The organism is Pseudomonas sp. TH21 (genome assembly GCF_016651025.1).
Taxonomy (GTDB): Bacteria; Pseudomonadota; Gammaproteobacteria; order Pseudomonadales; family Pseudomonadaceae; genus Aquipseudomonas; species Aquipseudomonas aylmerensis.
In genome coordinates this window covers 2,872,647-2,896,676 of record NZ_JAEKEQ010000001.1, presented here as the reverse complement: position 1 = coordinate 2,896,676, position 24,030 = coordinate 2,872,647, and the positions used below count along the sequence as shown (strand labels likewise).

General features: G+C 63.2%; 22 protein-coding genes and 1 pseudogene. 16 read left to right on the top strand and 7 right to left on the bottom strand.

Annotated elements, in window-relative coordinates:
• Positions 1 to 3: 3 nt before the first annotated feature.
• Positions 4 to 1,254, top strand: coding sequence for a ribonucleotide-diphosphate reductase subunit beta (locus JFU04_RS12730; protein ID WP_005788524.1), 1,251 nt, complete (start codon positions 4 to 6; stop codon positions 1,252 to 1,254).
• 63 nt (positions 1,255 to 1,317) lie between these two features.
• On the opposite strand, the gene JFU04_RS12725 is transcribed toward JFU04_RS12730, so the two are convergent.
• The gene (locus JFU04_RS12725; RefSeq protein ID WP_201144214.1) at positions 1,318 to 1,617 is read right to left on the bottom strand and encodes a putative quinol monooxygenase; all 300 of its coding nucleotides are present in this window, start codon (positions 1,615 to 1,617) and stop codon (positions 1,318 to 1,320) included.
• A gap of 238 nt (positions 1,618 to 1,855) precedes the next feature.
• Here JFU04_RS12725 and JFU04_RS12720 point away from each other — a divergent pair, with 238 nt between their 5' ends.
• On the top strand, positions 1,856 to 2,344 hold the full coding sequence (locus JFU04_RS12720) for a DUF1289 domain-containing protein (RefSeq protein WP_065906688.1): 489 nt from the start codon (positions 1,856 to 1,858) through the stop codon (positions 2,342 to 2,344).
• A 48-nt stretch (positions 2,345 to 2,392) separates the two neighbouring features.
• On the opposite strand, the gene mdeB is transcribed toward JFU04_RS12720, so the two are convergent.
• Positions 2,393 to 5,071 (bottom strand): alpha-ketoglutarate dehydrogenase, encoded by a 2,679-nt coding sequence (gene mdeB / locus JFU04_RS12715; protein ID WP_201144213.1) that lies wholly within the window; start codon positions 5,069 to 5,071, stop codon positions 2,393 to 2,395.
• Between the two features lie 191 nt (positions 5,072 to 5,262).
• Here mdeB and JFU04_RS12710 point away from each other — a divergent pair, with 191 nt between their 5' ends.
• The 3 genes from JFU04_RS12710 (at position 5,263) to JFU04_RS12700 (ending at position 8,015) form a co-directional block, all read left to right on the top strand.
• On the top strand, positions 5,263 to 6,177 hold the full coding sequence (locus tag JFU04_RS12710) for a class I SAM-dependent methyltransferase (protein ID WP_201144212.1): 915 nt from the start codon (positions 5,263 to 5,265) through the stop codon (positions 6,175 to 6,177).
• Positions 6,178 to 6,325: 148 nt separating this feature from the next.
• The gene (gene pcsA, locus JFU04_RS12705) at positions 6,326 to 7,042 is read left to right on the top strand and encodes a phosphatidylcholine synthase (protein ID WP_065906682.1); all 717 of its coding nucleotides are present in this window, start codon (positions 6,326 to 6,328) and stop codon (positions 7,040 to 7,042) included.
• A gap of 193 nt (positions 7,043 to 7,235) precedes the next feature.
• Positions 7,236 to 8,015 carry a TSUP family transporter gene (locus tag JFU04_RS12700; protein WP_201144211.1) on the top strand — a complete coding sequence of 260 codons (780 nt, stop codon included), beginning with the start codon at positions 7,236 to 7,238 and terminating at the stop codon, positions 8,013 to 8,015.
• Here the strand turns inward: JFU04_RS12700 and nudC are convergent.
• Together nudC and JFU04_RS12690 are read right to left on the bottom strand one after the other, a co-directional pair.
• Positions 7,983 to 8,816 carry an NAD(+) diphosphatase gene (gene nudC, locus JFU04_RS12695; protein ID WP_065906678.1) on the bottom strand — a complete coding sequence of 278 codons (834 nt, stop codon included), beginning with the start codon at positions 8,814 to 8,816 and terminating at the stop codon, positions 7,983 to 7,985. The two genes, JFU04_RS12700 and nudC, sit on opposite strands and share 33 nt — an antisense overlap.
• A 5-nt stretch (positions 8,817 to 8,821) precedes the next feature.
• Positions 8,822 to 9,634: a crotonase/enoyl-CoA hydratase family protein gene (locus JFU04_RS12690; protein ID WP_201144210.1), complete on the bottom strand. Its 813-nt coding sequence runs from the start codon at positions 9,632 to 9,634 to the stop codon at positions 8,822 to 8,824.
• Between the two features lie 192 nt (positions 9,635 to 9,826).
• Between JFU04_RS12690 and JFU04_RS12685 the strand changes: the two genes are divergently transcribed.
• The 4 genes from JFU04_RS12685 to JFU04_RS12670 all read left to right on the top strand — a co-directional run bounded on the left by JFU04_RS12685 (position 9,827) and on the right by JFU04_RS12670 (position 13,951).
• Positions 9,827 to 11,074, top strand: coding sequence for a chloride channel protein (locus JFU04_RS12685; protein WP_201144209.1), 1,248 nt, complete (start codon positions 9,827 to 9,829; stop codon positions 11,072 to 11,074).
• A gap of 95 nt (positions 11,075 to 11,169) precedes the next feature.
• Positions 11,170 to 11,724 carry a UPF0149 family protein gene (locus JFU04_RS12680; RefSeq protein WP_201144208.1) on the top strand — a complete coding sequence of 185 codons (555 nt, stop codon included), beginning with the start codon at positions 11,170 to 11,172 and terminating at the stop codon, positions 11,722 to 11,724.
• A 548-nt stretch (positions 11,725 to 12,272) separates the two neighbouring features.
• Positions 12,273 to 13,529, top strand: coding sequence for a 3-phosphoshikimate 1-carboxyvinyltransferase (locus tag JFU04_RS12675; protein WP_201144207.1), 1,257 nt, complete (start codon positions 12,273 to 12,275; stop codon positions 13,527 to 13,529).
• 32 nt (positions 13,530 to 13,561) lie between these two features.
• Positions 13,562 to 13,951, top strand: a complete 390-nt coding sequence (locus tag JFU04_RS12670; RefSeq protein ID WP_201144206.1) for a hypothetical protein — start codon at positions 13,562 to 13,564, stop codon at positions 13,949 to 13,951.
• A gap of 96 nt (positions 13,952 to 14,047) precedes the next feature.
• Here the strand turns inward: JFU04_RS12670 and JFU04_RS12665 are convergent, their stop codons facing one another.
• Complete coding sequence (locus tag JFU04_RS12665) at positions 14,048 to 14,653, bottom strand: NAD(P)H-dependent oxidoreductase (protein WP_106804111.1); 606 nt, start codon at positions 14,651 to 14,653, stop codon at positions 14,048 to 14,050.
• 72 nt (positions 14,654 to 14,725) lie between these two features.
• Between JFU04_RS12665 and JFU04_RS12660 the strand changes: the two genes are divergently transcribed.
• The gene (locus JFU04_RS12660; RefSeq protein WP_201144205.1) at positions 14,726 to 15,328 is read left to right on the top strand and encodes a TetR/AcrR family transcriptional regulator; all 603 of its coding nucleotides are present in this window, start codon (positions 14,726 to 14,728) and stop codon (positions 15,326 to 15,328) included.
• A 4-nt stretch (positions 15,329 to 15,332) separates the two neighbouring features.
• Here JFU04_RS12660 and JFU04_RS12655 read toward each other — a convergent pair whose 3' ends face one another.
• Positions 15,333 to 16,004, bottom strand: coding sequence for a GNAT family N-acetyltransferase (locus JFU04_RS12655; protein ID WP_120448422.1), 672 nt, complete (start codon positions 16,002 to 16,004; stop codon positions 15,333 to 15,335).
• Positions 16,005 to 16,156: 152 nt separating this feature from the next.
• Here JFU04_RS12655 and JFU04_RS12650 point away from each other — a divergent pair, with 152 nt between their 5' ends.
• From JFU04_RS12650 to JFU04_RS30635, 6 genes and pseudogenes are all read left to right on the top strand, one after another.
• Positions 16,157 to 16,867, top strand: coding sequence for a FadR/GntR family transcriptional regulator (locus JFU04_RS12650; protein WP_065906667.1), 711 nt, complete (start codon positions 16,157 to 16,159; stop codon positions 16,865 to 16,867).
• A gap of 109 nt (positions 16,868 to 16,976) precedes the next feature.
• Entirely contained in the window at positions 16,977 to 18,170 is a 1,194-nt protein-coding gene (lhgO, locus tag JFU04_RS12645; RefSeq protein ID WP_065906664.1) for an L-2-hydroxyglutarate oxidase, read from the top strand.
• 58 nt (positions 18,171 to 18,228) lie between these two features.
• Positions 18,229 to 19,554, top strand: coding sequence for an MFS transporter (locus JFU04_RS12640; protein WP_201144204.1), 1,326 nt, complete (start codon positions 18,229 to 18,231; stop codon positions 19,552 to 19,554).
• An 81-nt stretch (positions 19,555 to 19,635) separates the two neighbouring features.
• Positions 19,636 to 20,490, top strand: a complete 855-nt coding sequence (locus JFU04_RS12635; protein WP_065906660.1) for a CAP domain-containing protein — start codon at positions 19,636 to 19,638, stop codon at positions 20,488 to 20,490.
• 167 nt (positions 20,491 to 20,657) lie between these two features.
• Positions 20,658 to 22,434, top strand: a pseudogene (locus JFU04_RS12630) (ATP-binding protein); the annotation flags it as partial.
• Positions 22,435 to 22,502: 68 nt separating this feature from the next.
• Positions 22,503 to 22,844: a response regulator gene (locus JFU04_RS30635; protein ID WP_446739697.1), complete on the top strand. Its 342-nt coding sequence runs from the start codon at positions 22,503 to 22,505 to the stop codon at positions 22,842 to 22,844.
• A 2-nt stretch (positions 22,845 to 22,846) separates the two neighbouring features.
• Here the strand turns inward: JFU04_RS30635 and JFU04_RS12625 are convergent, their stop codons facing one another.
• Positions 22,847 to 24,013, bottom strand: coding sequence for a GGDEF domain-containing protein (locus JFU04_RS12625; RefSeq protein WP_120448420.1), 1,167 nt, complete (start codon positions 24,011 to 24,013; stop codon positions 22,847 to 22,849).
• Between the last annotated feature and the right edge of the window lie 17 nt (positions 24,014 to 24,030).

Here is a 24,030-nt window from a genome sequence, read left to right as displayed (position 1 = left end):
TCAATGCTGAGTTGGGATGAAGTCGACAACGAAGACACCGGTGCAGCGGTGATCAAGGGCGCCAACGCCGGCCACGCCAGTGAAGCCAACATGGACCGCCTGGATGGCGCAGGCGCCGCCGCCGCGCTCGAAGCGCGCAACGTGACGGCCAACGACTCCGCCGCGATCATCCGCGCCAAGGCCGCCCTCGACAAACTCGACGTCGCCGAAGGCCTCGCCGAGCTGGAAGGCTCCGCCGCCCGCGTCGCCGTTGACGAAAAGCGCATGATCAACTGCCGCGCCGACCTCAACCAACTCGTGCCCTTCAAGTACGACTGGGCCTGGCAGAAGTACCTCGACGGCTGCGCCAACCACTGGATGCCGCAAGAGGTCAACATGACCGCCGACATCGCCCTGTGGAAAAACCCCGAAGGCCTGACCGACGACGAACGTCGCATCGTCATGCGCAACCTCGGCTTCTTCTCCACCGCCGACTCGCTGGTTGCCAACAACCTGGTCCTGGCCGTGTACCGCCTGATCACCAACCCGGAGTGCCGCCAGTACATCCTGCGCCAGGCCTTCGAGGAAGCGATCCACACCCACGCCTACCAGTACTGCATCGAATCGCTGGCCATGGATGAAGGCGAAATCTTCAACATGTACCACGAGATCCCATCGGTCGCGAAAAAAGCCGCCTGGGGCCTGAAATACACCCGTTCGATCTCCGATCCGAAGTTCGAAACCGGCACCGTCGAGACTGACAAGGAGCTGCTGCGCAACCTGGTCGCCTACTACTGCGTCCTGGAAGGCATCTTCTTCTACTGCGGCTTTACACAGATCCTGTCGATGGGCCGCCGCAACAAAATGACCGGCGTCGCCGAGCAGTTCCAGTACATCCTGCGTGACGAGTCGATGCACCTGAACTTCGGTATCGACGTGATCAACCAGATCAAAATCGAAAACCCACACTTGTGGGATGCCGAGATGAAAGAAGAAGCGACCCAGATGATCCTGCAAGGGACGCAGCTGGAGATCGAATACGCGCGCGACACCATGCCGCGCGGCGTGTTGGGCATGAACGCGGCGATGATGGAGGACTACCTCAAGTTCATCGCCAACCGTCGCCTGTCGCAGATTGGCTTGAAGGAAGAATATCCAGGCACGACCAACCCGTTCCCTTGGATGAGTGAGATCATGGACTTGAAGAAAGAGAAGAACTTCTTCGAGACCCGTGTGATCGAGTACCAGACTGGCGGTGCGTTGAGCTGGGACTGATTGATCTTGTGGACGCTATCGCCGGCAAGCCGGCGATGGCGCCCTGAAGACCGACATCGCTCTTCAGTTGGAAACCTGCTCCAGAAAGATCAGCTTCAACGGCTCGCTGAGCAGCTCATCCGCCGTCGCGGCAAACCGCTGAAAGTATGGCGTCGCAAAATGCGCATCGAGTGCCGCCTGGTCCTTGAACGCTTCACGCATGTAGAACGTGCCGGGTTCGTCCCGCAGTTCATACAGCACATAGTCAAGGTTGCCGGGTTCTGTGCGCGTAGGCTCCACCAGCGCCAACAAGCCTTCCTTGAGCGCCTGTTGTTTGCCTGGCTTGGCCTTGAGGACTGCGATCGATACCAGCTGTTTGTTCATGACGGTAACTCCGTTAGAGGGCGGACTTGCGAAGACGCTGCTCGCAACGGCAATCATCACTGCGCAGAGCCAGTATCCCAGGGGTTTGAGGGTGAGTTTCATGATCGGTACTCGGTGTGGAATGCGCCCATCTTTGCCCGCTCAGCCACAAAGAAAAACCGACAAAACGCGCTAACACTTTCATCACCAGATTGAAAATGAGCCCACGTTTTCTTGATTAGAAAAGCAGTCGCTATTTATGCCCAATCAAACCATCAAGACGCCCTGCGTCGGCCTGTGCTCTACCGTCTACGGTGACCTGGTCTGCCGGGGGTGCAAGCGTTATCACCATGAAGTCATCCAGTGGAATGGCTACAACGCCGATGAAAAGCAGGCGGTGTGGCTGCGCCTGGAACAGCTGTTGGTGCAGGTGATGACCAGTAAGCTCGAAGTGCTTGACCCGCAGCGCCTGCGCCAGCAGCTGGAAGACCGCAAGATTCGCTTCATGCCGCATCAGTCGCCGTATTGCTGGGCCTACCAGCTGATTGCGCGGGGTGCGCGGGTGATTTCCAAGCTGGATGCGTATGGCCTGGCGTTGCTGCCGGAGTTTCGCGAGCGCAGCCTGGCGGATTTGCGCGATGCGATTGACCGCGAGTTTTTCCTGCTGTCCGAGGCGCATTACGAGCGGTATATCGCCCCGGTTTTCTTGAAAGAAGCGTTTGGGCCGGCCCTGATCGCCACCCTCTGACCAACACCGCTGCCCCGTAGGAGCCCGGCCAGCCGGGCTCCTGCAGGTTCAGCGGGTCCAGGAAGCTTCGCGTTCCGCCTGCAGGCCGTACCGCTCAATCGCCTGCTGGCACACCTGCGGCTGCAGGCTCCCCTGCTCCACCAACGCCGTCAGCGCTGCCAGCACCAGGTGATGGCGGTCCACTTCAAAGAAATCGCGCAACGCCGCACGCGTATCACTGCGCCCGAAACCATCGGTGCCGAGCACGGTGTAGCGCGAGTCCAGGTACGAGCCAATCATCTGCGGCACTGCGCGCACGTAGTCAGACACCGCGATCACCGGCGCGCCGGTGGGCAGGCAATCCGCGAGGTGGCTGCTGCGTGCGGCTTCCTGCGGGTGCAGGCGGTTCCAGCGTTCCACTTCGCGCGCTTCACGCGCCAGTTCGCTGAAACTGGTCACGCTGAACACTTCGCTGGTCACCTGCCAATCGTCTGCCAGCAACTGCGCCGCAGCCTGCGCCTCACGCACCAGCGTGCCCGCACCGAGCAGGCGCACCTGGGCGCCGGCGGTGCCTTGCAGGCGATACAGGCCCTTGATGATCGCCGCTTCAACCCCTTCCGGCAGGCTTGGCTGCGGGTAGTTTTCGTTCATCAGGGTCACGTAGTAGAACTCGTCCACGTCGTGCTCCAGCATCTGGCGCATGCCGTGGTCGAGGATCACTGCAAATTCGCCGGCAAATGCCGGGTCATAGGCGCGGCAATTCGGCACGGTGGCGGCCGTGAGGTGGCTGCTGCCGTCCTGGTGCTGCAGGCCTTCGCCGCCGAGGGTGGTGCGCCCGGCAGTGGCGCCGAGCAGGAAACCGCGGGCGCGCTGGTCGGCGGCGGCCCAGATCAGGTCGCCCACGCGCTGGAAGCCGAACATCGAGTAATAGATGTAGAACGGCAACATGCGCAGGCCATGCACCGAGTAGCTGGTGGCCGCTGCGACCCAGGAGCTGATGGCGCTGGCTTCGCTGATGCCTTCCTCCAGGATCTGCCCGTCCGTGGCCTCGCGGTAGCTGAGTATCGAGCCGATGTCTTCCGGCTCGTAGCGCTGGCCGACGCTGGAATAGATGCCGATCTGCTTGAACAGGTTGGCCATGCCGAAGGTGCGCGCCTCATCCGCCACAATCGGCACGATGCGCGGGCCCAGCGCCTTGTCCTTGAGCAGCTGGGTGAGCATGCGCACGAAGGCCATGGTGGTGGACATTTCCTTGCCGTCGGCCGCCGTGGCGAAACCGGCATAGCCCGCCATGGGCGGGATGCTCACCGGCGCAGCAAGCTGGCTGCGGCTGGGCACATAACCGCCTAGGGCCTTGCGCCGCTGATGCAGATAACGCAATTCCAGGCTGTCGTCCTCGGGCTTGAAGAAGCTCAGCGACTCGGCCTGTTCATCACTCAGCGGCAACTGGAAGCGATTGCGAAAGGCGATCAGCGCCTCGCGATCAAGCTTCTTCTGCTGGTGCGTAGTCATCTTGCCCTGCCCCGCCTCGCCCATGCCGAAGCCCTTTTTGGTCTGGGCGAGGATCACCGTGGGCTTGCCCTTGACGCGGCGCGCGGCGTGGTAGGCGGCGTGGATCTTAACCATGTCGTGGCCGCCGCGCTTGAGACGGTCGATCTGTTCGTCGCTCATGCCCTCGACCAGCCTGGCCAAGGCCTCGCTCTGGCCAAAGAAGTGTTCGCGGTTGTAGGCACCGTCCTTGGCGGCGAAGGTCTGGAATTGCCCATCGACGGTGTTCGACAGCGTATCGACCAGCGAGCCGTCGGCGTCCTTGGCGAGCAAGGCATCCCAATCCGAACCCCAGACCAGCTTGATCACGTTCCAGCCGGCGCCGCCGAACAACGCCTCCAGTTCGTCGATGATGCGCCCGTTGCCGCGCACCGGCCCGTCGAGGCGCTGCAAGTTGCAGTTGACCACCCACGTCAGGTTATCCAGGCCTTCGCGCGCGGCCAGGGTCAGCGCAGACATGCTCTCCGGCTCGTCCATTTCACCGTCGCCGAACACGCCCCACACGTGGCGGTCGGTGGTGTCCTGCAAGCCGCGATGCTGCAGGTAGCGCATAAAGCGCGCCTGGAAAATCGAGCTGATCGGGCCAATGCCCATGGAGCCGGTGGGGAATTGCCAGAAGTCCGGCATCAACCATGGGTGCGGATAGCTGGAGAGCCCGCGCGCACCGGCTTTTGGCCCGCCGAGTTCCTGCCGATAGTGGGCCAGGTCGCCCTCGTTCAGACGCCCCTCGAGAAACGCACGCGCATAGATGCCCGGCGCGGAATGCGGTTGGTAGAACACCAGGTCGCCGCCAAACCCATCGTTGCGGGCACGAAAAAAGTGGTTGAAGCCCACTTCGAACAAATCTGCCGCACTGGCGTAGCTGGCAATGTGGCCGCCGAGTTCGCCATACGCCTGGTTGGCGCGCACCACCATGGCCAGCGCGTTCCAGCGCACCAGCGAGGCCAGGCGCTCTTCCGTCGCGAGGTCACCGGGGAACGCCGGCTGCTGCTCGACGCTGATGCTGTTGATGTAGGGCGTGCCGTGGCGCGGTGTCCAGTCGATGTGCGGCGCACTGGCGTCGCGGGCCAGCAGGTCGAGGATCTGGCGGGCGCGCTCGGGTCCGGCGTTGGCCACCAGCGAGGCCAGGGCATCGCGCCACTCGTCCTGCTCCAACTGATCCGTGGCTGTGTGATTGACTGCACTCGCGAAACCGTTCATGGGCACCTCCGGGCTTTTTTTCCAGTTTATGTGGGTGCCGGAGGATTTTTTGCCTGTTATCAGGCGCAGACAGCAGAATTTTGAGCATGAATCACTGCCAATCCTGGTTTTACCAGCACGTTGTGCTCAGCCAACCCGCAAGCCCGCAAGTGTGTTTAAAATGCCGCCCGCTCAATGACTGACGTTTAACGATGACCCCAGACGCCCTCGCCACCCTGCACGCCCACCTGCTCACCGCCCTGGCCACTCCGCCGAGTGAAACCCGGCGCCTGTTCCACGGCCGTGGCCGTTGCTGGCCGGGCCTGGAACAATTGACCGTGGACTGGCTGCAAGGCGTGCTGCTGGTCGCGCTGTTCAAGGAGCCCGAGGCCGCGCACCTGCAGGCCCTAAAAAACCTGCTGCAGGCTGAATTCGGTACCCATACCATTGCCCTGCAACACCGCTACCTGCCGCACAGCACCACCGAATGGCTGGCGGGCGACGCTGTCGACGAGAAGGTGATTACCGAAGGCGGGCTGCGCTACCTGATCGACCTGGGTAAAAAACAGAATAGCGGGCTGTTCCTCGACATGCGCTACGGGCGCAACTGGGTGCGCGAACAGGCCAAGGGCCAGCGCGTGCTCAACCTGTTTGCCTACACCTGCGGGTTTTCCGTGGCGGCCATCGAAGGCGGCGCCGATCATGTGGTGAACCTGGACATGGCGCGTGGCGCGCTCAGCCGTGGCCGCGACAACCATCGCCTGAATGGTCACGACCTGAGCAAGGTCAGCTTCCTGGGCCACGACCTGTTCAAGTCCTGGGCCAAGGTCACCAACAGCGGCCCTTATGACCTGGTGATCATCGACCCGCCGTCGTTCCAGAAAGGCAGCTTTCTGCTGACCAAGGACTACCAGCGCGTGCTGCGTCGCCTGCCGGACTTGCTGACGCCACAGGGCACGGTGCTGGCGTGCATGAACGACCCGGCCTTCGGCGAAGACTTCCTGATCGACGGCGTAACCCGCGAAGCACCGGGCCTGCGCTTTGTCGAGCGGCTGCAGAATCCGCCGGAATTTCCGGATATCGACCCACAAAGTGGCTTGAAGGCCCTGGTGTTCCGCCAGGGTTGATGCCGAAACGTCCTACGCTTGCTACGCTAAGCAATACACCGGGGTGGTGAACCTTATCCCCCCTTCCCGGTCGATACCTGCATTCCCCGGCCAGACCCGACGGTGTCACACCGTCGGCTGCCCCGTTTCACCTTTTGGAGAACCGCCCGTGATATCGACCCTGCATGTAGCCAGACTCAAAGCCTGGGGCGCCCACGGCTTTACCGCCACCGGCGTGGTACTGGCCTTCCTGGCCACCCTGGCGCTGCTGGAAAACTCGCCCAAGGCCTGCCTGCTCTGGCTCGGCTTCGCGCTGGTAGTGGACGGCGTCGATGGCTCCCTGGCGCGACGGGTCAATGTCAGCACGGTGCTGCCCAGCTTCGACGGCTCGGTGCTGGACCTGGTGATCGATTACCTCACCTACGTGTTTATCCCGGCACTGTTTATCTACCGCTATATCGACCTGCCGGAATTTACTCACCTGTTCACGGTGTCGGTGATCCTGGTGTCGTCGCTGTTCTGCTTCTGCAACGTGAACATGAAGAGCAAGGACAACTACTTCGTCGGCTTCCCCGCCGCCTGGAACGTGGTGGCGCTGTGCGTGTACATCATCCAGCCGGAAGCCTGGGTGACCTTGCTGACGGTGATCGGCCTGGCACTGCTGACCGTGACCCCGATGAAGTTCCTGCACCCGTTCCGGGTCAAGCGGTTCATGCCGATCAACATCGCGGTGACCACCATCTGGCTGCTGTGCAGCTTTTTGATGGTGATGGATTACCCGAATACCAACCCGTGGACATTTGGGTTGTGGTCGTTGATGTCGGCGTACTTCCTCGGGATTTGTATCTGGCGTACGGCACTGGAGTGGCTGGGCAACCACAAATAGCCGCGCCCACAACGTTCAATTACAGGGGCCGGCTTGTCGGCGATTGCGGTTCGTCAGCTCCAGAGAGAGTGGCTGATGTTGCGCTATCGCCGGCGAGCCGGCTCCTACATTTGGATCTGTGTACAGCAGGCAGGTAAGATGCAGGCCTTCGGTGTAGCCCCTTCGCTGCGCCCTTCCAAGAATAAGCCCTGCCATGCCCTTCGAACTCAGCGTTGACCTGACCACCCTCGCCATTCTCGCCGTCGTTGCCTTTATCGCCGGTTTCATCGACGCCATCGCCGGCGGCGGTGGCCTGCTGACCACCCCGGCACTGCTCACCGCCGGGATGCCGCCACACCTGGTGCTGGGCACCAACAAGCTCAGTTCCACCTTCGGCTCCGCCACCGCCAGTTTCACCTTTTACCGGCGCAAGCTGTTCCACCCGCGCCAGTGGGTGCATGCCATCGTCGGGACGTTGATCGGCGCCCTCTCCGGCGCCGTGGTCGCGCACTACCTGCCTGCCGAAACCCTGAACAAGATGCTCCCGGTGATTGTGTTCGGCTGCGGCCTGTACCTGTTGTTCGGCGGCACGCCCAAGGCGCCGCTGGACGCCGATGCGCCGATCAAGAAGAAATGGCAATCCACCCAGGGCTTTGGCCTGGGTTTCTATGATGGCGTGGCCGGGCCCGGCACCGGGGCGTTCTGGACCGTCAGCACGATGCTGTTGCACCCCATCGACCTGGTGAAGGCCAGCGGCGTGGCGCGCAGCATGAACTTTGTCAGCAACGCGGCAGCGCTGTCGGTGTTTATCTTCAATGGCTCGGTGGACTGGATCGTCGGCCTGGTCATGGGCTTCTCGGTGATGGGCGGCGCGTTTTTTGGCGCACGCAGCGCTATCAGCGGCGGCGCCAAATTCATTCGCCCGGTGTTTATCACCGTGGTGCTCGGGCTGACAGTGCGCCTAGCCTGGCAACACTGGTTCAGCGTGGCCTAGGCGCCGAGCCACATAGAGGTCGATCAGGTAACGCGCAATCGAACGTGACGCCGGCAGCGGCGGCAGGTCGTGGATGTTGAACCACTGCGCGTCCTCGATCTCGTCGGCCTGGGGCACGATGTCGCCGCCGGCGTACTCGGCGTGGAAGCCCAGCATCATCGAATGCGGGAACGGCCAGCACTGGCTGCCCTGGTACTCGATATTCTTGACCTCGACCTGCACTTCCTCGCGAACTTCGCGGATCAGGCAGTCTTCGGCCGACTCGCCCGGCTCGGCAAACCCTGCCAGCGTGCTGTAGACACCGGTCACAAAACGCGGCGAACGCGCCAGCAGGATTTCGTCGCCACGCGTCACCAGCACAATCATGCTCGGCGAGATCCGTGGATAGCTGCGCAGGTCACAGGCCTGGCAAAACATCGCCCGTTCCCGTGGCACCTGGACCATCGCCTGGCCACAACTGCCGCAGAAACGGTGTTCGCGCGCCCAGGTACCGATCTGCGCGGCGTAGCCGAGCACTTTGTACAGGGTGTGATCGCCTTGCAGCATGAAGCCGCGCAGGCCTTGCCAGCTGCAGTCGGGCACTTGCGCCGCCGCGTCGAGTTCCAGCAGGTACACCGGTTCGCCATCAAGGTGACCGATGCCGTGTTCGGCGAACACAGCAAGGTCCTGGCGCTTGAGCCATTCCCGGGGGAACAGCGGGCCGTTGGCATCATGCAAAAAGCCGTCGCGGCTGCGGGCGACGGCCCAGCCGCCAGGGGCGTCGTTGTCCAGCAGCGTTGTGGTAATCCAGCCTGGGGTCATGTCAGTCAATCCACGAATTCGGGTTTCTGCTTACTCATATGGGCCGCAATGGCCACGCGCAGGTCGTTGGATTGCAACATAGCCGAGTTCCAGGTGGCAACGTATTCCAGACCATCATTGACCGTATGGTCACGCATGTAGCTGATCATCGCCTTGGTGCCGGTCACCGCAATCGGCGACTTGGCGGCGATTTCATGCGCGATTTCGAAGACTCCGGCCAGCAGGCTGTCCTGATCGGCATACACCCGGTTGACCAGGCCGATGCTGCGCGCTTCCTCGGCGCCGAACTGGCGGCCGGTGTAGGCCAGCTCGCGCAACATGCCGTCGCCGATAATGCGCGGCAGGCGCTGCAGGGTGCCGACGTCGGCGGCCATGCCGATGTCGATTTCCTTGATCGAGAACTGCGCGCCCTCGGCGGCGTAACGCATGTCGCAGGCGCTGATCAGGTCGATGGCGCCGCCGATGCAGTAACCCTGGACCGCCGCCAATACCGGTTTGCGGCAGTTGTCGACGGCGTTGAATGAGGCTTGCAGCTCGAAGATCTTGCGGCGCAGCAAGCGTGCGTTGCGCCCCACATCCTTGCCGAATTCATTCGCGACCGAAGCCAGCATCATCAGGTCGATACCCGAGGAGAAATGCTTGCCGGCACCACTGAGCACCACCGCGCGGACGGCGTCGGTGTCTTCGATCCATTGGAAAATGTCGATGATCTCGGTCCAGAACGCGGCGTTCATCGCGTTGATCTTTTCCGGGCGGTTGATCTGCACATGGGCAACGTTGCCGGTGAGTTCGACGACAAAAGCTTGGTATTCGGACATGGCAGTGATCCCTGACTGGCGAGTGATAAGGCCCGAACTATAACAAGGGTACGCCACGGCGCATCGGCCAAAACCGGGACTGGCAAAGGTAATGGAATGTTGTGAGGACGCGCTGCGTGCAGTGCCGATACATTTCATCCGTAAGGTCCGGTTTATCGGCTATACAATCAGGGCCACTGCCTGGAGCCGCCTATGCCGACCACGTTTCGCTCATCCTTGATCCTGGCCCTGGTGGTCGTGCTGACCGGCATCGGTGCCGGCTTGGGCGGGATGCTCCTGGCGTTGCTGCTGCATGGCATCCAGCACCTGGCTTACGGCTACAGCCTCGACAGCCTGGTCAGCCATGCAACCTTTTTATCCGGCGTGACCGCTGCAGCGCCCGAACGGCGCCTGCTGGTGCTGGTGGTGTGCGGGCTGGTCGCGGGGCTGGGCTGGTGGACGCTTTATCGCTACGGCCGCCCGCTGGTGAGCATCCGGCAGGCGGTGTCCGAGAAGATGCCGATCATGCCGCCCAAGACCACCCTCGCCCACGCCTTGCTGCAGATCATCACCGTGGCCCTCGGCTCGCCGCTGGGGCGTGAAGTGGCGCCGCGTGAAGTCGGTGCGCTGGCGGCGACGTGGTTGTCGCAGCGGGCGCGGCTGGAACCGCACATGCATCGCCTGATCGTCGCCTGCGGTGCAGGGGCCGGATTGGCGGCGGTGTACAACGTGCCATTGGGCGGCGCGGTGTTTGTGCTGGAGGTGCTGGTGGGCGCGTTCAGCTGGCCGGCGGCGATCATCGCCCTGGCCACCTCGGCGATTGGCGCGGCGGTGGCCTGGATCGGGCTGGGTGCCGAATCGCAGTACGTGGTGCCGCACTTCGTGCTGAGCCCGGCATTGATCGCCTGGGCGCTGGTGTGCGGCCCGGTGTTCGGCGTGGCGGCGTATGGCTTCACCCGCCTGACCGGTGCGGCGCGGGCCAACGCCGCGCGCGGCTGGCGCCTGCCGGTGTGGTCATTGATCAACTTCACCCTGATCGGCGGCCTGGCGATGCTGCTGCCGCAGATCCTCGGCAATGGCAAAGGCCCGGCGCAACTGGGTTTCGACAATGAACTGACGATTGGCCTGGCGGCGCTGTTGCTGCTGGTCAAGGTGTTGATCACCACCAGCAGCCTGCGCGCCGGCGCCGAGGGTGGCCTGCTGACGCCGGGCCTGGCGAATGGCGCGCTGCTGGCGATCATCCTCGGTGGCGCCTGGAGCCTGGCCTGGCCCGGCGTGCCGCTGGGCGCGTTCGCGATCATCGGCGCCGCAGCGTTCCTGGCCGCGAGCATGAGCATGCCGCTGACCGCGATCGTGCTGGTGGCGGAATTCACCCGGATCGACCATGACTTCCTGGTGCCGATCATTCTGGCGGTAGTGGGCGCGGTGTGCGTGAGCAAACTGTGCCAGCGGTTCGGCTAAAAACCCTGCAAAACGCTGGATAAAAACCGCCTCAAGCGCCATCCTTTGCGCTTTAAGCCGCCCCATCAGCGGCGCTCGACGCTCAAGGAAATGCCATGCACGCCCAACCCCTCACCGCCGCCGATTTCGACTTCATCGAAGAGACCCTGCTCAAGTACGGCGACGACCACTCGGTGCTGAACCTGGCCGAACTCGACGGTTACTTCACCGCGCTGGTCTCCAGCCCAGCCCAGGTCGACGTGGCCGAGTGGTTCCCGGCGATATGGGGCGGGCAGAACCCGGAGTGGGACAACATGGACGAAGCACAAAGCTTCCTCGAACTGTGCGTGCGCCACCTCAACACCCTGGCCAGCCAACTGACCACCGACGCCCGTGGCTTCAAGGCTCGCTTCGACGAAACCGAACACCAGGGCCAGAACGTCACCCTGGCCGAAGAATGGTGCTTTGGCTACATCCGCGGCGCGACCATCGGCAACTGGCCGGAACTGCCGGCGGAACAAGCCGCACTGCTGGAAAAAATCTCCTGGTGCGCCGAACAGGACAACTTCGAATTACCCGCCGACCTCGACGTGCAAACACACCAGCAGCGAGTCAGCGAACTCGAACCCGCCGCACGCGCGCTGCATGACTACTGGTTGGCAAAACGATAAAAAGCTGCAGAGCCCATCTGAAACCCCGAGTCGGCAAGCCGGCTCCTAAAGGTTTTTGCTTTTGATCTAACCACTCAGGCCGGCTATCAGGCCGCCGTGCTTTTGCTCTTGATCGTGATCTTGATCTCAGGCGCCCCATCAAACACGCTGGCCGGAATTCGATATTGATTTGGGGGTAAACCGGCAGGGATGCCGGTTTAGCCGCCCCGCGCCATGGATGGCGCGTGGCGGCGCCCCCCAAATCAATGTCGGATTACGGGCACACCGAGCCTAGGCGAGGTGCCGAGTGTTGGGGCAAGAGCCCTTTGGTTACTTTTGGGGCTCCTTTCCAAAAGTGACCCGCCGTAAGGGCGGAACCATAGCCCGCCGTCACCACAGAAACGGATATACCCCCCACCTGATCCCCCCACAGTGACACCAAATCCCACCCAATAAATATCAGCAACCACGACCCCAAGCTCGACAAGCACCGCATCTATACCCGATTATTCAAGTCCGCCCCGTCGGCCACTCCGTGCCACCTCGCCTAGAATCAGGAGCCTCGTACCTTGAGTTCGCAGAAAACCGTGACCGTGACACCGCCCAATTTCCCCCTCAATGGCAAGGTCGCGCCCCCCGGCTCCAAATCCATTACCAACCGCGCCCTGCTGCTGGCGGCCCTGGCCAAGGGCACCAGCCGCCTGAGCGGCGCCTTGAAAAGCGATGACACCCGCCACATGTCGGTCGCCCTGCGCCAGATGGGCGTGACCATCGACGAGCCGGATGACACCACCTTCGTCGTCACCGGCCAAGGCAAACTGCAGTTGCCGACGCAGCCGCTGTTCCTCGGCAATGCCGGCACCGCCATGCGCTTTCTGACCGCCGCCGTCGCCACCGTCGAAGGCACCGTCGTGCTGGACGGCGACGACTATATGCAAAAACGCCCGATCGGCCCGCTGCTGGCCACCCTGCGCCAGAACGGCATCGCGGTCGACAGCCCGACCGGTTGTCCACCGGTCACCGTGCACGGTGCGGGCAAGGTCGCGGCCAAGCGCTTCGAGATCGACGGCGGCTTGTCCAGCCAGTACGTGTCGGCCCTGCTGATGCTGGCGGCCTGCGGCGAAGCGCCGATTGAAGTGGCGCTGACCGGCAAGGACATCGGTGCACGCGGCTACGTCGACCTGACCCTGGACTGCATGCGCGCGTTCGGCGCACAGGTCGAGGTGGTCGACGACACCACTTGGCGTGTGGCGCCGACCGGCTACACCGCGCACGACTACCTGATCGAACCCGACGCCTCCGCCGCCACCTACCTGTGGGCCGCTGAAGTGCTGACCGGTGGGCGCATCGACATCGGCGTCGCCGCGCAGGACTTCACCCAGCCGGACGCCAAGGCCCAGGCGGTGATCGCGCAATTCCCGAACATGCAGGCCACGGTCGTCGGTTCGCAGATGCAGGACGCCATCCCGACCCTGGCGGTGCTCGCCGCATTCAACAACACCCCGGTGCGCTTCACCGAGCTGGCCAACCTGCGGGTCAAGGAATGCGACCGCGTGCAGACGCTGCATGATGGCCTGAATGAAATCCGTGCGGGCCTGGCCACGATCGAGGGCGATGACCTGCTGGTCGCCGCCGACCCTGCGTTGGCCGGCACCGCGTGCAACGCGTTGATCGACACCCACGCCGACCACCGCATCGCCATGTGCTTTGCGCTGGCCGGGCTGAAGGTTGCGGGCATCCGCATCCAGGATCCGGACTGCGTGGCCAAGACCTATCCTGAGTACTGGAAGGCCCTGGGCAGTCTCGGGGTCCAACTGACCTACTGAGGCATCGGCGCCGGAATGGGGAGGCAATGCACATGACAATTCGCCAACCCTGCCCACCCGGCGCCTGCGTCTGCGAACGTGAACAACTTCTGGAACGTCCCGGCGCCGACCTGCGCATCCTCAGCCTGACGCGCCAGGAAGAAAAACGCCTGGTCGAACGCCTCGAAAACCTGCAGAGCCTGCAGGACCTCGAACGCATGCAGCAGCGCATGTACGAACTCCTCGGAATCCGCGTGCACATCGCCCCCGGCCACGCCGAGGTCAAGAGCATGCGCGGCATCCAGATCGTCATCGACGACCTGCCAGGCCTGTGCCGCAAGACCCGCCAATCGATCCCGGCGGCGATTCGCCGGGGCATGGAAAAACACCCCGAGATCGCCTACCGCCTGCTGGATGCCCACGACCTGTTTCGCGACGATTGAACCGCGCTCGAACTAGCGGTTGCCGCGTTCCGACGGATTCGCTGGTACATGGCACTGGGCACACTTGATTCAAAGCAACCTGGAACAGGCTGGCGCTCAGGCGTTCTCTCGTACCTGACGCGGGACAAACAACTGCCGGCCGAGCTTCTCGGCGGTGCGTAAATGGCTTTGCGCGCTGTCGCTTTCCGACTCCAGCAACAGCTCGGACGTCAGCACCTGCGCTCCACAGTAGTCAAAAATCCCGTAGTCGATCTGCGTACGCATCGCCTGGGCATAACCATGCCGTTCAAACGCGCTTTCATCAGCGGCGCCAAGCGCCAGCAGATGCACCTGCAAGTGCCGCAGCTTTTTCACCACCGGCGTGTCCGGGCCGTAGTCGATGGCCCAGCCGTTGACGAACACCCGATCGACCCAGCCCTTGAGTAGGCCCGGCAGCGACCACCAGTAGATCGGGAATGCCAGTACGAGCGCATCGGCGCGGTCGATACGCGCCTGCTCGGCCAATACGTCGGCCGGTGGCGTGGCGCGAGTGCGGTGTACGCGGTGGTCGGCGGCGGTGTAGCGCGGGTCGAAGCCTTCGGCGGCGAGGTCGGCGATTTCCACGGTGTGGCCGCTGGCAGTCAGGCCGGCGGCCACCTGCGCCGAGACGGCGTGAGTGAGCGATTGTGGGTCGTGGTGCGCGACAACGATGAGTGCATGCATGACATTGACTCCCTTTGGGCTTAAGCTACGTTTAGTAAGTTACAGTCACTAAGTTACTTTTGGTATATAAGCATGTCAAGCAGTCAGTCCCCTGCCCCACGCCGGCGCTTGAGCCGTGAAGATCGTCTGCGCCAGTTGCTCGATGTGGCCTGGCAACTGGTCCGCGATGAAGGCACCGAAGCCCTGACGCTGGGGCGCCTGGCGGAACTCGCGGGAGTGACCAAGCCGGTGGTCTATGACCATTTCGTCACCCGCGCGGGGTTGCTCGCCGCGCTGTATGCCGACTTCGACGCGCGCCAGGACAAGGTGTTTACCCAAGCCATCGAGGCCAGCGATGCCACGCTGGAGGGTCGCGCGTGGGTGATCGCCTCGAGTTATGTCGATTGCGTGCTGTTGCAGGGCCGGGAGATTCCGGGGGTGATCGCCGCGCTGAGCAGCTCCCCGGAACTGGAAACCCTCAAGCGCGAATACGAGGCGATTTTCCTCGCCAAGTGCCGCGACGCGCTATCGCCCTTCGCGCCCGGCGGCACGGTGTCCCAGGTCGGCCTGCGAGCGGTGCTGGGCGCGGCGGAAGCCTTGTCGCAGGCGGCAGCCAGTGGCGAAGTCAGCCGTGAAGAGGCGCAGCAGGAGTTGCTCGAGACCCTGCTGGCGATGGTCAATCGCGGGCGCGGTTGACGGTTTACGCCGGAAGGTTCTGGACGAACAACCGCACCTTGCGCGTCAGTTGATCCAGATGCCGGTCGCGCTGTTTCTCGGCGTCGAGCATCGCGCGCTTGCCGTGCTTTTGCAGCAAGTACGTGTGGATCTGGCGCACTTCCAGCGAGCTGTAGATCGACGCCACGTCCAGCACGCCCATCAGGCCATCAGTGCCGTAGTCGCGGGTATTCATCAGCACCTGGGTGCCGCGCGCGCCCCGCACCTGAAAGCCCATGCGTTCAAAAGCCGGTACTTTTTCTACCGAGCACGCGAGTTCCGCATGGGGATAACGGCCCAGCACATCGCGCATCATCGCGCGCGCCACACCCTGGCGCCGATGGCCGACCTGCACGGCCATGAACGCAATCCCACAGGCTTGCGGATCGTCCTTGACGGGCAGGTACAGGCAAAAGCCAAGCAGTTTTTCCGCGTCCATCGCCACGACCAACTCGACGGCAATCCCCTTTGAACCGTCCAGGGCTTCCAGGTACAGGTGCACTTCAAAACCGATGGCGTACTGGTAGATGTTGTAGAGCAGGTTACTCGGCGGCAGCGCGACGCTGCTGATGTCGGTGAGGTTGTCCACCACCATCTGCAGGACCTGCGCGTTGATGGGCTCGGGGCACGGTGTCGTGTAGCGGGTAAGGCTGTACATGCAAATTCCTGGGGTTTCGCGTCAAGGCAGCGGCGATTGTACCTGTTGCGGCAAGTGTATGGCCTGCAGGCCGCACCCAAAAGCCACGCCGATATTGACAAGGTAAAATCGTAACGACTATTGTCTGACAACCTGATCAACAAGGTTTTCCCATGCTTGAGCTTCAACGCCCCGATTCGCTGGTCGTCCGGGTTGTCAGTGCCATCCGCGCAGAAATCGACTCCGGCCAACTGCCGCCCGAGTCGCGCTTGCCCACGGAACAGCAACTGGCCGAACAACTCAACGTCAGCCGCTCCGTGGTGCGTGAAGCCATTGCCCAGCTCAAGGCCGATGGCGTGATCACTGCGCGCCGGGGCCTGGGCTCGTTTATCTCGCAGACGCCAGCCGGTACGGTGTTCCGTTTCCCGCAGCCGAATGGACGACGCCCCGACCTCGCGCAGATGTTCGAAGTGCGCCTGTGGATCGAGACCCAGGCCGCCGCGATTGCCGCGCAACGCCGCGACGAAGCCGACCTGCAGCGCATGAAAAGCGCGCTGCAGGACATGCAGGAGCACCGCGACAACTTCGAAGCGGCCGCCCTCGCCGATGTGGAGTTCCACCGCGCCATCGCCGACGCCAGCAAGAATGACTACTTCGTGGCCTTCCATGACTTCCTGCGCAGCCAGTTGGCCAGCGCCCGCAAGACCGCTTGGGAAAACTCCGCCTCGCGTTTTGTCACCGGCTCTGCCGACGCCACCCAGGAACACCAGGCACTGTTCCAGGCGATTGCCGACGGCGACGCCCAGCGTGCCGCCGCGAGTGCCGAGGCCCACCTGCGCGCGGCAGCACGCCGCCTGAGCCTGGAACTGCCCGCCAAACATTGACCGAATCCACCCTTTTGCAGCGTGTCCCCGACACGCCATTTTTTTAACCAAAACATTAGTCTGACAACCTGATAAGCAGACTGATGTGCAACCGCAGGTACCCCACGCAATGATTCACGACTTTTGCATCATCGGCGGCGGCATCGTCGGCCTCGCCACCGCCATGGAGCTGCTCAAGCGCCAGCCGGGCGCCTCGCTGGTGATCCTCGAAAAGGAATCGGTGCTGGCCAAGCACCAGACCGGCCACAACAGCGGCGTGATCCACGCCGGCATCTACTACGCGCCCGGCAGCCTCAAGGCCGACCTGTGCAAGCGTGGCGCCGAAGCCACCAAGCAGTTCTGCACCGAGCACGGCATCAAGTTCGAGGTGTGCGGCAAGCTGCTGGTGGCGTCCAGCCCGCTGGAAATGCAGCGAATGGAAGCGCTGCATGCCCGCGCCCAACTCAACGGCATGCAGGTCGAGCGACTCGATGCGGACCAGTTGCGCGAGCGCGAACCGAACATCGTCGGCCTGGGCGGGCTGTTCCTGGATGCCACCGGCATCGTCGATTACCGCCAGGTGTGCGAGACCATGGCGCGGGTGATTCGCCGCAGCGGTGGCGAGATCTGCCTGGAACGCACCGTCACCGGCATCCATGAAGACACCGACACCGTCACCATCAACACCCTTGGCGAAACCTGGCAGGCGCGTCATCTGGTGGTGTGCGCTGGCTTGCAGTCGGACCGCCTGGCGACCCTGGCCGGGATCAAGATCGACCACCAGATCATCCCGTTCCGCGGCGAATATTTCCGCCTGCCGCCGGAAAAAAACGGTCTCGTCAATCACCTCATCTACCCGATTCCCGACCCGGACTTGCCGTTCCTCGGTGTGCACCTGACCCGCATGATCGACGGCAGCATCACCGTCGGGCCGAACGCCGTGCTGGGCCTGGGTCGCGAAAACTACCGCAAGTTCTCGATCAACTGGCGCGATGTGGCCGAGTACGCGCGCTTCCCCGGCTTCTGGAAAACCCTCTGGCAGAACCTCGGTTCGGGCACCACCGAGATGAAGAACTCGTTGTTCAAATCCGGCTACCTGGAGCAGTGCCGCAAGTATTGCCCGTCACTGACCCTCGACGACCTGCTGCCCTATGAAGCCGGGATCCGCGCCCAGGCGGTGATGCGCGACGGCAGCCTGGTGCACGACTTCCTGTTCGCCCAGACCTCGCGAATGCTCCACGTCTGCAACGCGCCCTCACCGGCCGCGACGTCAGCCATGCCGATCGGCGCGATGATCGCCGACCGCCTGTTCACGCCCCAGTAACACCCGGCAATACGCCTCCATTTGACAATAACTACAAAGACTCAGAAGGAAGTACAGCATGACGGCATCTGCCTCCATCCCCAGCACCGAAACGCCTGAACAAACCCGCAAGCGCCTGCGCAAAGTCGCCGCCGCGACCATCTTTGGCTCAATGCTGGAGTGGTACGACTTTTACCTGTACGCGACCATGGCGGCGATTGTGTTCTCGAAAATCTTCTTCGATAACAGCGACCCGAAGACCGCCACGCTGATGGCCTTTTCGACCTTTGCCATCGGCTTTATCGCACGTCCGTTCGGCGGCATCCTGTTTGGCTACCTCGGCGACAAGTTCGGTCGCAAGCAAGTGCTGGTACTGACCTTCTGCCTGATGGGCGTGTGCACCACGCTGATCGGCCTGATCCCCAGCTACGCCTCCATCGGCATCTGGGCGCCGATCGTGCTGGTGTTCATCCGCATCATCCAGGGCCTGGGTGCGGGGGCCGAACTGTCCGGCGCGGCGGTCACCTCCTATGAGCACGCTGCGCAGGGCAAGCGCGGCAGTCAGGGCGCATGGCCGGCGCTGGGCCTGAACCTGGGCCTGTTGCTGTCGTCGCTCACCGTGTACCTGCTGACCATCAACGGCAACGAGTTCCTGCTGGCCGGCGGCTGGCGTATTCCCTTCGTCTGCAGCATCGTGCTGGTGGGCGTCGGCCTGTGGGTACGCAAGAGCATTCCGGAAACCCCGCAGTTCAAGGAGCTGAGCAAAGAAGCCGCCAAGGCCAAGGCCTCGCCGCTCAAGGCCCTGTTCAAGAACGACCTCAAAGGCCTGGCCGTAGTGTTCTTCGTGGCCATCGGCTACAACGCGCTGAGCTACATCTTCAAGACCTTCTCCCTGGCGTACCTGACCCAATTCAAAGGCGTGGATGTGCACGTCACGTCGCTGTCGGTAACCATCGCCAGCCTGATCGCCATCGTCGCCGTGCCTTGCTTTGGCTGGCTGTGTGACAAGTGGAGCAGCAAGCACGTGCTGATCCTCGGCGGGCTGTGCTCGCTGCTGTTCGCCTACCCGTTCCTGGCCCTGCTCAACAGCGGCGAAAGCCTGATGATCTACATCGCGATCGGCGTCGGCACCGGCCTCCTCGCACCGATGATGTTTGCCCCGCAGGGCTCGTTCCTGAGCCGGCAGTTCCCGACCCAGACGCGCTCTTCCGGCTTCGGTACCGGCCGTGAAATCGGCACCGCCATCGCTGGCGGCCTGGCGCCACTGGGTGCGCTGTCGATGGTGGCGGCATCGGCCACCCACTCCACTGATGGCGTGGTGATAATCCTCGCCATTTCGGCGCTGCTGGTGGTGGTGTTTGCGTTGTGTGACCAGGGCCGCAAGCACTCGGCATTCAAGAACTGAGGAAAAAAGTTCGGACCAACGGGTGCATGGACGCACCTACATCGCGCATCATGGGCACTTTCAAGCTCAAGGGTAACGTCCATGCGCGTTCTGTCATTGATGATGGGTCTTACGACGCTGGCCGCCAGTACGGTGTTCTGCGCCAGCGCGATGGCGAATGAAGAAATCCAGCTGGTGCAACAGATCAACGACTACCGCAGCCAGGTACAGCGCTGCGGTGACCAGGGTTCCCAGGAACTGCCACCTTTGGCCAGCGACACCCGCCTGGTGCTGCCGGCCACCAATGTCGGCGACTTGCAACAGGCCCTGGCCCGGGCGGCATACCCGATGGTGAATGTGCAGGCCATCAGCCTGTCCGGCCCCAAGGATGCCCAGGCTGCCATGAAGGCGGTGCGCGAGAGTTTCTGCCGCGTGGTGCTGGACCCGCAATTTGTCGATATCGGTGTGAGCAACAGCGGCCAGGACTGGCGCATCGTGCTCGCCCGTCCACTGCTGTCCAGCGGCCTCGGCGACTGGCAGACCGAAGGCAAGCAACTGCTCACCCTGATCAACACCGCGCGCGCGCAACCGCGCCAGTGCGGCACCCAGGCATTCAGCGCGACCACCCCGCTGTCCTGGAATGACGACCTGGCCGGCGCCGCCAACAGCCACACGCGCAACATGGCCAACGGCAATTTCTTCGACCACCTCGACCACGACGGCCGCACCCCCGGTGACCGCGCTGAACTGGCCGGCTACCCGGCGAAAAACATCGGCGAAAACATCGCCGCCGGCCTGGACACGCCGCGCAAGGTCGTCGACGGCTGGCTCGCCAGCCCCGGGCATTGCGCCAACCTGATGAACCCGCAGTTTCGCGAATTGGGCGCGGCCTATGCCATGGACCCGAAAAGTGACGCAGGGATCTACTGGACCGGTTTGTTCGGCACATCGCAGTAAAAACAGCGCCCGGATCGCGGAATATTTATCTATTCAAATGGATGCAGCATCAAATTGCCATCTCGTGGATAATTCCGCTGAACTGGCAACGGTCATTCCGGTCTGTTGCTTGTTAGCCTGACCTCTTCAGGCGCTCGACCGATTGTGGCAAACAAGGTGTTCTCCCAATGATGAATTGGCTGCAAAGCAGCAGCGACATGGCTGAGCGGGTACGCCAGCATGATTGGGCAAGTACGCCCCTGGGCCCGCTGGAACAATGGCCGGATGTGCTCAAGACCACGGTAGCGTTGTGCTTTGCCTCGAGCTTTCCCCAGGCCATCGTCTGGGGGCCGCACCTGATCACGCTCTACAACGATGCGTTTGTGCCCATCCTTGGCGATAAGCCCTACTCGCTGGGGCGACCATTCAGCGAAACCTGGCACGAAGTGTGGGACCAGGTCGGCCCCATCGCGGGCGCGGCTTTCGAAGGGCATGCCACCTACGTCGAGAACTTCCCGCTGCTGATCGAGCGTGGCGCGGGCCCCGAGCAGGCCTACTTCACCTTTTGCTACAGCCCCATCCGCGATCCGCAGGGCAAGGTCGTCGGCTTGCTGGACACGGTGACCGAAACCACCGCCACGGTATTTCTTGCGCGACGCCTGGCGGTGCTGGATGCGATCGGCAACGCCGTGACCAATGCCACCGACGCCGAAACCATCATGTCCACCACCACGCGCCTGCTGGCCGAGCACCTGCAGGTGTCCAACTGCGCCTATGCAGACATGGACGCCGATGAAGACGGCTTCACCATTCGCGGCAATTGGGCGGCGCCCGGCTCGCCGAGCATCGTCGGACGCTACAGCCTGGCCTCGTTCGGTGAGTTGGCCGTACAACGCCTGCACGCCGGCGAGCCGGTGGTGGTGCAGGACAATCGCATCGAATTCGAGCCGCACATCGCCGCCAGCTACCAGGCCCTGGGCGCGTTGGCGACCGTGTGTTTCCCGCTGATCAAGCATGGCCGGCTCACCGCGCTGATGGCCGTGCATCACAAAGCGGCGCGCGTGTGGTCGCCCTATGACCTGGCCCTGGTGGGCGAAGTCACCGAACGCTCCTGGGCACATATCGAGCGCGTGCGCGCCGACGTCGCCGTGCGTGAGGGCCTGGCCGCATTCACCGAGCTGAATGCGACCCTGGAACAGCGGGTGGCGGAACGCACCACCGCCCTCTCCCAGGCCGAAGCCGCGCTGCGCCAGTCACAGAAGCTGGAAGCCATCGGCCAGTTGACCGGCGGCGTCGCCCATGACTTCAACAACCTGCTGACGATCATTCGCTCGTCGGTGGATTTCCTGCGCCAGCCCGGTCTCTCCGAGGAGCGGCGCCAGCGTTACATGGGCGCGGTGTCGGACACCGTCGAGCGGGCGAGCAAACTCACCAGCCAGCTGCTCGCCTTCGCCCGGCGCCAGCCATTGAACCCGGAAGTGTTCGATGTGAGCCTGCGGGTCAAGAATATCGGCGAGATGCTGGAAAGCCTCACCGGGGCGCGGATCCAGGTGCGCGTCGAGTTGCCCGACAGCCCGTGCCATGTGCGCGTCGACTCCAGCCAGTTCGAAACCGCGCTGATCAATATGGCCCTCAACGCCCGTGACGCCATGAACGGCCAAGGCACGCTGACCCTGCGCGTGGCCACCGTGGCGGCCCTGCCGCGTATCCGTGGCGACGCCGAGTCGCGCCAGCCCTTCGTCACGGTGTCCCTGGCGGACACCGGCAGCGGCATGGCCAGCGACAACCTGGAGCGCATCTTCGAGCCGTTCTTTACCACCAAGGCCGTCGGCAAAGGCACCGGGCTGGGTTTGTCCCAGGTGTTCGGTTTCGCCAAGCAGTCCGGCGGCAACGTCGACGTGGCCAGCACGCCGGGCCAGGGCACAGTATTTACCCTGTACCTGCCGGCCGTTGAATCCCAGGCAGTCCAGTTGGCGCACCTGCAGCAAGCCGCGTGCCCGGACCATGACCCGTCGCACCGCCATATCCTCATCGTGGAAGACAACCTCGACGTGGGCCGCTTCGCCAACCAGATCCTCCAGGACCTGGGTTACCAGACCACCTGGGCCACCGATGCCGAACAGGCACTGGCGATGGCCGGCGCGGACGCCATGGCCTTCGACGGGGTGTTCTCGGACGTGGTCATGCCGGGGATCACCGGCGTGATGATGGCCAGGGTGCTGCGCGAGCGCCGGCCGGACCTGCCGATAGTTCTCACGTCGGGCTACAGCGAGGAGCTGGCTGACAGCGGCTATGAAGGCTTCGAGTTCCTCGCCAAGCCCTACTCCGCCGACCAGGTCGCACGGGTGCTGGCCAAGGCCATGCTCAAGGACTGAGCCTATTCCGCTACGGCCACTTGATTGCGACCCAACGCCTTGGCGCGATACAGCGCCTTGTCGGCGGTGTTCATCAGGCCGTGCAAATCCTGGTCAAGGGAATGGGTGGAGGCCACGCCGAGGCTGGCGGTCAAGCCATGCACCGGCTCGGAGACCAGGCCGGAGATCGCCTTGACCAACTGCTCGGCAATGTCTCGCGCCGCCTCCAGCGAGGTATTGGGCAGCAGCACCGCGAACTCCTCGCCCCCCAGGCGGCCGTACACATCGGCCTGGCGGAACGAGGCACTGATCACCCCGCCAATCTGGCGCAGCACTTGGTCACCGGCCTGGTGACCGTAGGTATCGTTGATCTGCTTGAAGTGGTCCATGTCCAGCATCAGCGCGCACAGCGGCTGCTGGTTGTGGCGGCATTGCGCGTACAACACCTGGGCATGTTCGAAAAACGCGCGACGGTTCATCAGCCCGGTGAGTTCGTCGGTCTGTGCGGCGCGTGTAGAGATGTTGTGGGCCCGTTCCATTTGCCGGGTCAGGCGAAAGGCTTTTTCCAGCGCATCCGACAGCTTGCGCGTGGCGCTGACCACAAAGGTGGAGAACACCAGCACGGCGACTGCCACCCCGACTTGCATCGACGACGGCTGGAACAACAGCCACAGCGTGCACGGCAGCAGCACCAGGGCCAGGGACGCCAGGGTCATGTAGCGATACGCGGAATAACACGAGACGGCACTGACCGACATGCCCACGGTAAACAGCATGACCAGCACCTGCGACACTCGATCGTCGGTCGGCATCACGGCCAGTGCGCCGGCGCCCCAGACGCCGGCAGACAGCATCAGCGTGATCCAGTAGCGACGTTCCCAGCGCTGTGGGGTGCGCTCGCCGTTGGGACAGCGGAACCACTCCATGAACATCTTGACCCGCAGCAATGACGTGGCCGCCAGCACCAGCAGCCAGACCAGCATGACCGTGTGGTCAAAACGCTCCCAACACAGCCAGCAGAGCATCACCGCAGCGAGGTAACTGCCGAAAATCGCGGCAAAGGACTGCCGAAACAACTGATGCAAACGGTCAGTCCGCACCTGTTCCTCTATAAAGCAATCCTGGTCCTGCCTACGCCCAAGGCCGTTCATGAAATTCGCCTGATTCAACTGCCACGACAAGGGTGCCATTGTGGCACCCTGCCAGT